This window comes from Rhizobium sp. SRI_017 (genome assembly GCF_057586295.1).
Window position 1 is genome coordinate 354,750 of sequence record NZ_JBYCZP010000004.1, and the last position, 11,007, is coordinate 365,756.

Sequence of the window (11,007 nt, forward strand, 5' to 3'; positions counted from 1 at the left end):
GGGAAGGTCATGCCCATCAACATCACCATGCCTGCCCTTTCGCCAACAATGGAAGAGGGCAACCTCTCAAAGTGGCTGGTCAAGGAAGGCGACACGGTCAAGTCGGGCGATGTAATCGCCGAGATCGAAACCGACAAGGCGACGATGGAAGTCGAGGCCGTCGATGAGGGCACGGTCGCCAAGATCGTCGTTCCCGCCGGCACCGAAGGCGTCAAGGTCAACAGCCTGATCGCGATCCTCGCCGCAGAAGGCGAGGATGTGAAGGCTGCCGCTGCCGGTGGTGGCGGTTCCACGCCGGCTCCGGCTGGTTCGGCGCCCACCGGTGCGAAGGCGGAAGCTGCACCTGCCGCCGCCGCACCGGCCCCGGCTGCTGCACCGGCTCCGACCGCAGCGCCTGCGGCCGTTTCGAGCGCGCCGGCCTCCGGCACCCGCACCTTCTCGTCGCCGCTCGCCCGACGTCTGGCCAAGGAGGCGGGCCTCGATATTGCCCAGGTTTCCGGCTCGGGTCCGCATGGCCGCGTCGTGAAGTCCGATGTCGAGAAGGCCGTCGTCTCTGGCACCGGCAAGACCGCGACCGGCGGTGGTTCCGTTGGCCAGGCGCCTGCCGCTGTCGGTCAGTCACCGGCACCGGCGCCCGCACCGAAGGGCGCCTCGGAAGAGGCCGTGCTCAAGCTGTTTGAAGCAGGCTCCTACGAACTCGTGCCGCATGACGGCATGCGCAAGACGATCGCCCGCCGGCTCACCGAGTCCAAGCAGACGATCCCGCACTTCTACGTCTCGGTCGATTGCGAGCTCGACGCGCTGCTGGCGCTGCGCGCCCAGCTCAATGAAGCAGCGCCGAAGAAGGGCGACCAGCCGGCCTATAAGCTTTCGGTCAACGACATGGTGATCAAAGCCATGGCGCTGTCGCTCCGCGACGTGCCTGATGCCAATGTCTCCTGGACCGACTCGAACATGGTCAAGCACAAGCATGCCGATGTCGGCGTCGCGGTGTCGATCCCCGGCGGCCTGATCACGCCGATCATCCGCCATGCCGAGCTGAAAAGCCTGTCTGCCATCTCCAACGAGATGAAGGATCTCGGCAAGCGCGCCAAGGAACGCAAGCTGAAGCCCGAGGAATACCAGGGCGGCACGACCTCCGTATCCAATATGGGAATGATGGGTGTTTCCAACTTCGCCGCCGTGGTCAATCCTCCGCACGCGACGATCCTGGCGGTCGGCGCCGGCCAGGAGCGGGTGATCGTGAAGAACAAGCAGATGGTGATCGCGCAGGTGATGACGGTGACGCTTTCGACCGACCACCGCGCCGTGGATGGCGCGCTGGGGGCTGAACTGCTCGGGGCGTTCAAGCGGTATATCGAAAACCCGATGGGGATGCTGGTCTGAGGGACCCGATACGCGCAGCCTGCGACGGTCGTGTCGCAGGCGGTCGATCGCAGAGGACTTTGGGCAGATGGGCCGTCATGGCACGGCTGGTGATGGGGTGACGATGAAGACGGTGCTTTGCTTTGGCGATAGCCTGACTTGGGGCGTGGATGCGGAGGCTGGCACCCGCCATGCCTATGAGAACCGCTGGCCCTCGGTGCTGCAGAAGGGGCTCGGTCATGGCGTGCGCGTCATCCCGGAAGGCCTGAACGGTCGCACCACAGTCTATGACGATCACACCGCCGATTGCGACCGCAACGGCGCGCGCATCCTGCCGACATTGCTTGAGACCCATGCGCCGCTCGACCTCATCATCCTCCTGCTCGGCACCAACGACCTCAAGCCGGTCTTCGCCAACAATGCTGTCATCGTCGGCCACGGCTTGAAGCGTCTGGTCGAGATCATCAGGCATCATGCCTGGCCTATGGATATGGCGAGCGAGCCGGAAATCCTGATCGTCGCGCCGCCGCCTTTCTGCGAAACCGATCATGCGCTGCTCGGCCCGATGTTTGCCGGCCGGATCGGCGAGAGCCGCGATCTCGCATCGGTTTATCGCGACCTCGCGGATGAGCTCGGCTGCGGCTTCTTTGATGCCGGGTCGGTCGCCAAGACCACGCCAATCGACGGCATCCACCTCGATGCCGAAAACACGCGTGCGATCGGCCGTGGCCTCGAACCGATTGTGCGTATGATGCTGGGTCTCTGACGGGTTGATCGGGATCAAGGAGGATCGATGCAGCCGGCTTAGTGTGGGACTGTCCAACAGAGGAAAGTTTCACCATGTCCGACACGCCGCACAAGCTGACCGACGAATTCCCGGACCACCGGGCGCAGATGAACCATCTCAAGGAAGTGGACGGCCACTTCGCCAGGCTCTGCGAACAATATACCGAGATCAATCACGGGATTCATCTCGCCGAAACTGACATAGAGCCGACCGACGATGCGCGCATGACCGAGATGCGCAAGACCCGGATGCAGCTCAAGGACGAAATCTACGGGATGCTGGTTCGGTATGAACCGGAAGCCGAAAAGCTGGGCTGACGCCGCTTCGCTTCCACTCCCGTAACCGCGCCGCCATCACTTGCGGCGCCCGTGAACCTGAAGGAGTGGAAGCGCCATGGCGAATGCTTACGACGTCATTGTTATCGGGTCCGGCCCCGGCGGCTATATCGCCGCGATCCGTGCTGCCCAACTCGGGCTGAAGACGGCGATTGTCGAGCGCGAGCATCTCGCGGGCATCTGCTCCAACTGGGGCTGCATCCCGACCAAGGCGCTGCTGCGCTCGGCCGAGATTTATCATTACGCCAAGCATCCCGGTGACTACGGGCTGAAGATCGAGGGCACCGTGTCGCCCGATCTCAAGGCGATCGTCGCGCGCTCGCGCGGCATTGCCCAGCGCATGAACGGCGGCGTCGGGTTTCTCATGAAGAAGAACAAGGTCGACGTCATCTGGGGCGAGGCCAAGCTCACCAAGCCCGGTGAGATCGTGGTTGGCAAGACGTCGAAGCCGATCCAGCAACCGCAGGCGCCGCTGCCCAAGAATGTTTTGCCCGAGGGCACCTACACGGCCAAGCACATCATCATCGCCACCGGCGCCCGTCCGCGTGCGCTGCCCGGCATCGAGCCCGACGGCAAGCTGATCTGGACCTATTTCGAGGCGATGAAGCCTGAGGAAATGCCGAAGTCGCTTCTTGTCATGGGTTCCGGCGCGATCGGCATCGAATTCGCGAGCTTCTACCGCACCATGGGTGTCGAGGTCACCGTCGTCGAGATCATGAGTCAGGTCATGCCCGTTGAGGATGCCGAGATTTCGGCATTTGCCAAGAAGCAGTTCGATAAGCAAGGCATGAAGATCCTGCTCGAGGCCAAGGTGGCCAAGGTCACCAAGGGTGCGAACTCGGTCACCGCGACGATCGAGACCAAGGACGGCAAGACGGTAGAAATCACCGCCGACCGGATGATCTCGGCCGTCGGCGTCCAGGCCAATGTCGAAGGCATCGGCCTCGAAACTCTTGGCGTGAAGACCGACCGCGGCTTCATCCAGATCGACGGCTACGGCAAGACCAACGTGCCCGGCATCTACGCGATCGGCGACGTCGCCGGCCCGCCGATGCTGGCGCACAAGGCCGAACATGAGGCCGTCATCTGCGTCGAGAAGATCGCCGGCCTGCCGGGTGTGCATCCGATGGACAAGAACAAGATCCCCGGCTGCACCTATTGCCATCCGCAGGTCGCCTCGGTTGGCCTCACGGAAGCCAAGGCGAGGGCCGAAGGGCGGGATATCCGCGTCGGCCGCTTCCCCTTCGTCGCCAATGGCAAGGCGATCGCGCTCGGCGAGGACCAGGGCATGGTCAAGACGATCTTCGACAAGAAGACCGGTGAACTGCTCGGTGCCCACCTCGTGGGCGCCGAAGTGACCGAACTCATCCAGGGCTTCGTGATCGCCATGAACCTGGAAACGACCGAGGAAGAACTGATGCACACGATCTTCCCGCATCCGACCATTTCGGAGACGCTGAAGGAGAGCGTGCTCGACGCCTACGGCCGGGCTCTGAACGCCTGATGACCTCGTTTTCCGCGGAACCTTTGGTCCTTGCGAACGTTTCTGAGGGTAAAACTCAGGAACGGGGGAAATTCCATGGAACTCAATGGCGTAGGCTGGATCGCGGCAATCCTTATCGGCGGTGTGGCCGGCTGGCTGGCGGAGAAATTCATGAGGTCCAGTATGGGCCTGGTCATGAATATCATACTCGGCATCATCGGCGCGGCTCTCTTGAACTTCATTCTCGCAACGGTGCTGAAAGTCGGCTATTCGGGCTTGCTCGCCTATCTGATCATCGGCTTTATCGGCGCCTGCATATTGATCGCGCTCGGCCGCATGATCAGGCGTTGAACCGGACCACATTCCTAACTAAGTCAGTCAAGGCCACTGCGGTATCCGCGGTGGCCTTATTCGCGTGGATTTTCTGATGGTCACCATCCTCGATACGATCAGCCCCGAAAAGCGGGTTCGCCATCCCGAGAAGGCACATCGCCCCGATACCGAGGTTCTGCGCAAGCCGGACTGGATCCGCGTGCGGGCACCGGTGTCGAAGGGCTATCAGGAGACGCGCGCGCTGGTCCGCGACCACAATCTGGTGACAGTCTGCGAAGAGGCGGGCTGCCCGAATATCGGCGAGTGCTGGGATAAGAAGCACGCGACCTTCATGATCATGGGCGGAATCTGTACCCGCGCCTGTGCCTTCTGCAACGTGGCGACGGGCAAGCCGCTCGCGCTCGACCGCGAGGAGCCGGCCAACGTCGCCAAGGCGGTGAAGAAGATGGGGCTCTCCCACGTTGTCATCACCTCCGTCGACCGCGACGATCTCGATGATGGCGGCGCCCAGCATTTCGAGGAAGTGATCTGGGCGATCCGCGAGGCATCGCCGCTGACGACGATCGAGATCCTGACGCCGGACTTTTTGCGCAAGCCCGGCGCGCTGGAGCGCGTCGTCGCCGCCAAGCCCGACGTCTTCAACCACAATCTCGAAACCGTGCCGTCGAATTACCTGACCGTCCGCCCGGGCGCGCGCTACTTCCACTCGATTCGGCTGCTGCAGCAGGTCAAGGAACTCGATCCGACCATGTTCACCAAGTCCGGCATCATGGTCGGCCTCGGCGAAAAGCGCAATGAAGTGCTGCAGCTGATGGACGACCTCAGGGTCGCCGACGTCGATTTCCTGACTATCGGCCAATATCTTCAGCCGACGCGCAAGCATCACCGGGTGGTGGATTTCGTGACGCCGGACGAGTTCAAGTCCTACGAGACTGTCGCCTATACCAAGGGCTTCCTGATGGTGTCGTCGAGCCCGCTGACCCGCTCATCCCACCATGCCGGCGATGATTTTGCACAGCTGCGCGCGGCGCGGGAGAAGATGCTGGCGGGCACCCGAAGCTAATTATGGGACCGAGATGATAAGGAGTTTTAGGGACAAAAGGACTGAAGCTCTTTATCGATCTCGTAAGGCTAAAGGATATCCACCCGACATCGTTGAACGCGCACGAAGAAAACTTGCCGCCGTCAACGCAGCGAATTCGATTGATGACTTGCGCATTCCACCCAGCAATCGCCTTGAGCAACTGAGGGGCGATCGGGCCGGACAATATTCCATTCGCATCAACGATCAATGGCGTATATGCTTTCGCTGGAACGATGGAGATGCCGCCGACGTCGAGGTTTGCGATTATCACTGAGGCAAAAGATGCAGTTCATACAGGATGATCCGATCCATCCCGGCGAGATATTAAAAGACGATTTCTTTGTGGAATATGGCCTGTCGGTCGATCGGGTTGCGCAGGATATCGGTGTGACTGCCGACTCCCTGTCCGACATTCTCGCGGCCCGCGCGGGAATCAGTGCCGAGGTGGCGTTGCGCCTGTCACGTTATTTTGGCAACAGTCCTGAATTCTGGCTCAATCTCCAGCGCGCGTTCGATCTCGCTCTTGCGGTTAAGGATGCAAAGGGCCTGGATAGGATAAAACCGGTCAAAGCAGCCTGACGTCGCCTTCGGCCGCCGCCGGGAAGGTCTTCCGGTCACGCGGCTTCGAGTTGCGACTACACCACAGAGGTTGACGGACGCTTCCGGCAGGGCTCTATGCCAGCGGGAGGGTTTCATGTTCAGCGCGGCCAAGTAGAGCCTTGCCAAACGATGGGTTGCTATTTTATGGTTCGGCTCGCGCGTTGCGAGACGCCTCCGGACCCGCGGAAAAGGTCGAACCTCCTCGCTCGATGAATGGACGACATCCTGCCCCTGTGCAGCCGATTGCGGGTCTTCGGTTTTGAGCACATGGAGGCACGTTTGAAATACCTTCCCGCATCCCCCGATCTCGCGCATCTCAAGAAGCAGGCCAAGCACCTGCTGCGCGATGTGCATGGCGGTGACGCTGGTGCATTGGGCCGCTTCGCCCAGGCATTGCCGGCTGCGCGCACTATCGATCTCACGACCTACAATCTGAAACTGCACGACGCCCAGTCGGTGATATCAAGAGAATATGGCTTCCTCTCCTGGGTCGAGCTTAAGCGCTATGTCGAATGGAAGCGCACCGAGATTGGCGCGCGTATCAAGCAATGGCTCGAGTGGTGCTTCGAGGGAGGCACGCGCGAGCGGCGGTTGGCGCGGAGACTGGCCGATGAAGAGCCTGAACTCTTCGCCCGCGATCCCTGGTTTGCCTGCATCCTCGGCGACGAACAGAGAGTCGCTGCGGCACTGGCGGCTGATCCGGGCTTCGCGACCAGGCCGGGCGGGCCGATCAACATGCTGCCGCTGGTGGCTGTGGCTCATTCCAAGCTGATCGCCGACTTTGGAGGAGATGGCTACCTTGCCTCGGCCCGGTTGCTTCTCGAGCATGGCGCCGACGTTGACGCGACCTGGATCGATCCCCGCTGGCCGGACAATCCGCTGTCCGCGCTCTATGGCGCTGCGGGCCGGTCGCACAATGTTGCGCTCGTCGGATTGCTGCTTGATGCCGGCGCCAACCCTGACGACAACGAGTCGCTCTATCATTCGGTCGAGGCGTCGGACGACACCTGCACGAGGTTGCTGCTGGCGGCCGGCGCCCGCGTCAACGGCACCAATGCGCTGGGCCGGGTTCTCGACTTCGACCGGCTGGACCGGTTGAAGATGCTGCTCGCCCATGGTGGTGATCCGGATGAAAAGCCTTGGACGCATCATGCGATTCTGCGCGGCCGTTCGCTGGCGCATATTCAGGCGATGCTGGAGGCGGGAGCAGATCCGAGCGGCAAGAGGGAGGATGGTACGAGCCTCTACGCCTATGCCGCGCTGTTTGGTCGGACGGACGTCGTTGCGCTTCTCGAAAGCCTTGGGGCGAAAGAGGATCTGCCGGCGGAGGCCGCCTTCATTGCAGCCTGCAGCCGGGGTGATCTCGATGCTGCCGAGAGGATCAAGTCCGAACAACCCGATGTTCTCGAGAGGCTCAGTGCGCGCCAACTGCAGTTGATGCCCGATCTCGCTGCGATCGGCCGGATCGATGCGGTGCGGACCATGCTCGCGGTCGGCTGGCCGCGCGAAATCAAGACCGCCTGGCAAGCGACCGCGCTCAACCTTGCGATCTTCCAGGGCGATGCCGAGCTCGTCGCCCTGCTGCTGGATGAGGGTGCAGATTGGCGGACGATGCATGGCTTCGGCGACAACGCGCTCGGCACGCTCTCTTTTGCCTGCCAGGCCGACGAGATCGCCGATCCCGCGCCGCGTGATTATGTCGGCTGCGCGCGGGAACTGCTCAGGCAGGGCGTGCCGAAGTCGGAGTTCGAGAAGTACAGCTTCTCGACCGATGTCGCCGACTACCTTGCGAGCGTCGCCTAGCCGAAATCGTGTCTCGTGAACCGGCAGGCGAACTCGGCGTGGAAATGTCTTCGGCCACTGCTGGACCATGCTCGAAGCGGAATGTGGCCTTCGAGCAATCCTGAAGTCGCGCGTGGATGCTCTCAAGTCTCATCTTGCAACGGACACCCCTAGGCTCTCCTGATTATGTGTGTCATCGTTTCAGCACGACAGCCCTATGCCCCATGCACTCGAAAGGCGTCCGAGTTTCGCCTTGTCGCCTTCGCATAGCTGTTCCTTTGACTCATGCTAAATTACCCGCACTGCTAGTAAGTCCAAGGGCGATACACTACTTAATCTTTCGCCCTCTCGCCCCGAAATGCCCCTAGCTTTGCCAGCTGGATCTGCTATCGGCGACCGAGAGGCCCATGCCTGATCTGCGGTTTTGGGAGTCCGGCAACCATACTGGACCAACCCACCAAGGTGTTGGAGGCAACATGGGACGCTTCGGAAACGGTTCGAAACGCGAAAGAAGCACCGCTGCTACCATGAAGGCCGGGTAATTGCCTATCGATGGTGCGCTAGTCTGCAACCCTTACGGGCTGCGCCGGCGCGGTCCAGAAAGGGCTTTTCCAATGTGGAATCGCACCACTGTGACCGTGATCATCAAGATTGACGTCGCGCGTTGCCTTCTGGCTATCGCCGTGATCGCTCAATTCTTCCTGTGATCGGAGGCGCCGGGCCTAGCTCGGCGCCTTTAATGTTTGCCGTCATGGTTTGCGCGCGGATCCTGAAGCGACGCCCTTCCGAACCTGCCTTGGATCCCTTGGATTTCCCTGACATCCTCGCCATGATTGCGCAACACGGTGCCGATCTGCCGATTCTCCAGTTGAAGTCGCATGCTGAAGTGTCGCAACTCCTTGCGCTTTTACCGGCGCGGCATTAGCTCTCGGACATGCCTCAGTTCCAGACCAGACGCCCAGCCAGTCACACCGCCGAGGAGATGTTCGCGCTCGTCGCCGACGTGGAGAAATATCCGCAGTTTCTGCCGCTTTGCGAAGCCCTGACGGTCAGGAGCCGCAAGGAGCGCGAAGGGCGGACATTGCTGATTGCGGATATGAGCATCGGCTACAAGGCGATCCGCGAGACCTTTACGACACAGGTCTTTATCAAGCCGGACGAGAAGGTCATCGAGGTCAAATATATCGACGGGCCGTTCAAATATCTCGACAATACCTGGCGGTTCGAGGACCGGGACGAGGGACGTTCGGAGGTCGATTTCTTCATCGACTACGAGTTCAAGAGCAAGATCCTGGGCGCACTGATGGGGTCGATGTTCGACCGCGCCTTCCGCATGTTCTCGGAAGCTTTCGAAAAGCGCGCCGACCAGATCTATGGCACGACGAGGGCCGCCGGGCGATCAGCCTAGTTTTGCCAGCTCGATGATCATTTCCAGCGCGACTTCCACCGAACGCATGCGGATCTCGTGGCGGCCGATATCGCCGAAATTCATCTCGCGGTGGATCATCGCGCCCTTGTAGTGGCGGCCGCCGAAATGGACGAGGCCCACCGGCTTGCCGGTGGTGCCGCCTGTCGGACCTGCGATACCGGTCGTGGAAACCGAGATGCCGGCCTCGGAGCGCGCCATGGCGCCATGCGCCATTTCCAGCGCCACGTCCTTGGAGACCGCGCCGTATTGCCGGAGCGTGATGGACATCACGCCGAGCATCTCGGTCTTGGACTGGTCGGAATAGGTGATGAATCCGCGTTCCAGCACCTGGCTGGCACCCGAGATCTCGGTGATGGCGCCTGCGACCAGCCCACCGGTGCAGGACTCGGCGGTGGCGATCATGACGTTCTTTTCTGTGCAGAGATGCACGACCTCTTCGGCGAGTTCGAGGATGACCTTGTCGTTGCTCATTTATGTTCTTCTCCCATAGGCCACCGTGGCGGTCGCGATGGCGGCGATGCCTTCGCCACGGCCGACGAAACCGATCTTCTCGTTGGTTGTCGCCTTCACCGAGCAGCGCTCGAGGTCGATGCTCAGCATTTCGGCGAGCATTTTGCGCATCGATTCCCTGTGCGGGCCTATCTTCGGCGCCTCGGCGATCAGGGAGATATCGGCATTCATGATCGTGCCGCCATGGTCACGGACAACTTTTGCCGCATGCTCGAGGAAGATGCGCGAGGCGGCACCCTTCCATTGCGGATCCGAGGGCGGGAAATGGTCGCCGATGTCGCCTGCACCGCAGGTGGCGAGCAAGGCATCGGTGAGCGCGTGGAGCGCGACATCGGCATCGGAATGGCCCTTCAGCATCTGCGAATGCGGGATGAGTATCCCGCATAGCGTGACGCCATCGCCCTCCACCAGTTGATGCACGTCGTAGCCGTTGCCGGTGCGGATATCGGGAATCATTGTTCCTCTCAGTCTCTCGTCGGCCAGCTCGATATCGCGCCTGAGCGTCAGCTTGATGTTGTCGCGGTCGCCCTCGACAAGTTTGACCGGGATCTCCTGCCATTCGGCGATCGCAGCATCATCCGTGAAGTCGCTTTGCGCCGCTGCAGCGGCGGCTCGATGGCCGGCGAGGATCAGATCATACTCAAAACTCTGCGGCGTTTGCGCGGCATAGAGGCCGGCACGGGAAACCGTTCCGTCGCAATAGTCATCCGGCGTGCTGCGCTTCAGCGTATCGGCCACGGCGGTGACGGGGAGGACGGCGCGCTCGCCCGCAATGTGTGCCTCGCGAACAGCGTCCAGCAGGCGTGACGTGAAGAAGGGCCGGACAGCGTCATGGATCATGACATGGGTGATTCCCGAGCCTTCGAAGGCCTCAAGGCCGCGGAGCACGGAGGCCTGGCGGGTCGCACCGCCGGTCACGGCGCCAATTCTCACATTGCTCGGAAACGCCTTGGCGCAGGTCTCGTAGAGTGCCATGTCGTCGTCATGGATGGCGATGATGATCGATGCGGTATGCGGCCAGGCCGCGAAGCCTCTTAGAGTATGAAGCAGCACGGGCGCGCCGCCGATCGGACGGTATTGCTTGGGCCCTTCCGCTTGACCCGCGCGTTCGCCACGGCCCGCAGCGACAATCAGGATGCCGAATATGGGTGCCGGATCCGTCATCATCCGTTACTGTCGCTCCGCTATCTCCTGACAGGCATTTATCGGCCTGTACCACGGAAGACCAGTGGATGATTGCTTGATTTTTCGGTCGCTCGTCGAATCCGCTTGGCAAGGCTGCAAGAAATGTCTAAAAAT

At 61.4% G+C, this 11,007-nt stretch carries 13 protein-coding genes; 11 read left to right on the top strand and 2 right to left on the bottom strand.

Annotated features, from left to right (window positions below; translation table 11 throughout):
• Positions 1-9 precede the first annotated feature (9 nt).
• The 11 genes from AC2YI2_RS12040 to AC2YI2_RS12090 all read left to right on the top strand — a co-directional run bounded on the left by AC2YI2_RS12040 (position 10) and on the right by AC2YI2_RS12090 (position 9,177).
• Positions 10-1,386: a pyruvate dehydrogenase complex dihydrolipoamide acetyltransferase gene (locus AC2YI2_RS12040; RefSeq protein WP_487386708.1), complete on the top strand. Its 1,377-nt coding sequence runs from the start codon at positions 10-12 to the stop codon at positions 1,384-1,386.
• 103 nt (positions 1,387-1,489) lie between these two features.
• Positions 1,490-2,131 carry an SGNH/GDSL hydrolase family protein gene (locus tag AC2YI2_RS12045; protein WP_487386854.1) on the top strand — a complete coding sequence of 214 codons (642 nt, stop codon included), beginning with the start codon at positions 1,490-1,492 and terminating at the stop codon, positions 2,129-2,131.
• A gap of 74 nt (positions 2,132-2,205) precedes the next feature.
• Positions 2,206-2,469: an HP1242/YdcH family protein gene (locus AC2YI2_RS12050; protein WP_487386709.1), complete on the top strand. Its 264-nt coding sequence runs from the start codon at positions 2,206-2,208 to the stop codon at positions 2,467-2,469.
• Between the two features lie 76 nt (positions 2,470-2,545).
• Positions 2,546-3,991, top strand: a complete 1,446-nt coding sequence (gene lpdA, locus AC2YI2_RS12055) for a dihydrolipoyl dehydrogenase (RefSeq protein WP_487386710.1) — start codon at positions 2,546-2,548, stop codon at positions 3,989-3,991.
• Positions 3,992-4,066: 75 nt separating this feature from the next.
• A complete protein-coding gene (locus AC2YI2_RS12060; RefSeq protein ID WP_487386711.1) occupies positions 4,067-4,321 on the top strand; it encodes a GlsB/YeaQ/YmgE family stress response membrane protein in 255 nt (84 codons plus the stop codon).
• 76 nt (positions 4,322-4,397) lie between these two features.
• Positions 4,398-5,366, top strand: a complete 969-nt coding sequence (lipA, locus tag AC2YI2_RS12065; protein WP_487386712.1) for a lipoyl synthase — start codon at positions 4,398-4,400, stop codon at positions 5,364-5,366.
• 13 nt (positions 5,367-5,379) lie between these two features.
• Positions 5,380-5,661, top strand: a complete 282-nt coding sequence (locus AC2YI2_RS12070; RefSeq protein ID WP_487386713.1) for a type II toxin-antitoxin system RelE/ParE family toxin — start codon at positions 5,380-5,382, stop codon at positions 5,659-5,661.
• A gap of 8 nt (positions 5,662-5,669) precedes the next feature.
• Positions 5,670-5,966: a HigA family addiction module antitoxin gene (locus AC2YI2_RS12075; RefSeq protein WP_487386714.1), complete on the top strand. Its 297-nt coding sequence runs from the start codon at positions 5,670-5,672 to the stop codon at positions 5,964-5,966.
• A 300-nt stretch (positions 5,967-6,266) separates the two neighbouring features.
• Positions 6,267-7,790: an ankyrin repeat domain-containing protein gene (locus AC2YI2_RS12080; RefSeq protein ID WP_487386715.1), complete on the top strand. Its 1,524-nt coding sequence runs from the start codon at positions 6,267-6,269 to the stop codon at positions 7,788-7,790.
• A gap of 718 nt (positions 7,791-8,508) precedes the next feature.
• Positions 8,509-8,694, top strand: a complete 186-nt coding sequence (locus AC2YI2_RS12085; RefSeq protein ID WP_487386716.1) for a hypothetical protein — start codon at positions 8,509-8,511, stop codon at positions 8,692-8,694.
• A gap of 9 nt (positions 8,695-8,703) precedes the next feature.
• Positions 8,704-9,177: a type II toxin-antitoxin system RatA family toxin gene (locus AC2YI2_RS12090; RefSeq protein ID WP_487386717.1), complete on the top strand. Its 474-nt coding sequence runs from the start codon at positions 8,704-8,706 to the stop codon at positions 9,175-9,177.
• Here the strand turns inward: AC2YI2_RS12090 and AC2YI2_RS12095 are convergent.
• Both AC2YI2_RS12095 and AC2YI2_RS12100 read right to left on the bottom strand, forming a co-directional pair.
• Positions 9,169-9,669, bottom strand: coding sequence for a CinA family protein (locus tag AC2YI2_RS12095; RefSeq protein WP_487386718.1), 501 nt, complete (start codon positions 9,667-9,669; stop codon positions 9,169-9,171). The genes AC2YI2_RS12090 and AC2YI2_RS12095 overlap by 9 nt on opposite strands.
• Positions 9,670-10,872 (bottom strand): bifunctional 2-C-methyl-D-erythritol 4-phosphate cytidylyltransferase/2-C-methyl-D-erythritol 2,4-cyclodiphosphate synthase, encoded by a 1,203-nt coding sequence (locus AC2YI2_RS12100; protein WP_487386855.1) that lies wholly within the window; start codon positions 10,870-10,872, stop codon positions 9,670-9,672.
• Positions 10,873-11,007: the final 135 nt, after the last annotated feature.

What these genes read in the sequence shown, in the direction of transcription:
- AC2YI2_RS12060 (WP_487386711.1), top strand. Translation starts at nt 4,067, where the DNA reads ATGGAACTCAATGGCGTAGGCTGGATCGCGGCAATCCTTATCGGCGGT.
- AC2YI2_RS12095 (WP_487386718.1), bottom strand. Translation starts at nt 9,669, where the DNA reads ATGAGCAACGACAAGGTCATCCTCGAACTCGCCGAAGAGGTCGTGCAT.
- AC2YI2_RS12085 (WP_487386716.1), top strand. Translation starts at nt 8,509, where the DNA reads ATGTTTGCCGTCATGGTTTGCGCGCGGATCCTGAAGCGACGCCCTTCC.
- AC2YI2_RS12100 (WP_487386855.1), bottom strand. Translation starts at nt 10,872, where the DNA reads ATGACGGATCCGGCACCCATATTCGGCATCCTGATTGTCGCTGCGGGC.
- AC2YI2_RS12040 (WP_487386708.1), top strand. Translation starts at nt 10, where the DNA reads ATGCCCATCAACATCACCATGCCTGCCCTTTCGCCAACAATGGAAGAG.
- lpdA (WP_487386710.1), top strand. Translation starts at nt 2,546, where the DNA reads ATGGCGAATGCTTACGACGTCATTGTTATCGGGTCCGGCCCCGGCGGC.
- lipA (WP_487386712.1), top strand. Translation starts at nt 4,398, where the DNA reads ATGGTCACCATCCTCGATACGATCAGCCCCGAAAAGCGGGTTCGCCAT.
- AC2YI2_RS12070 (WP_487386713.1), top strand. Translation starts at nt 5,380, where the DNA reads ATGATAAGGAGTTTTAGGGACAAAAGGACTGAAGCTCTTTATCGATCT.
- AC2YI2_RS12050 (WP_487386709.1), top strand. Translation starts at nt 2,206, where the DNA reads ATGTCCGACACGCCGCACAAGCTGACCGACGAATTCCCGGACCACCGG.
- AC2YI2_RS12075 (WP_487386714.1), top strand. Translation starts at nt 5,670, where the DNA reads ATGCAGTTCATACAGGATGATCCGATCCATCCCGGCGAGATATTAAAA.
- AC2YI2_RS12090 (WP_487386717.1), top strand. Translation starts at nt 8,704, where the DNA reads ATGCCTCAGTTCCAGACCAGACGCCCAGCCAGTCACACCGCCGAGGAG.
- AC2YI2_RS12045 (WP_487386854.1), top strand. Translation starts at nt 1,490, where the DNA reads ATGAAGACGGTGCTTTGCTTTGGCGATAGCCTGACTTGGGGCGTGGAT.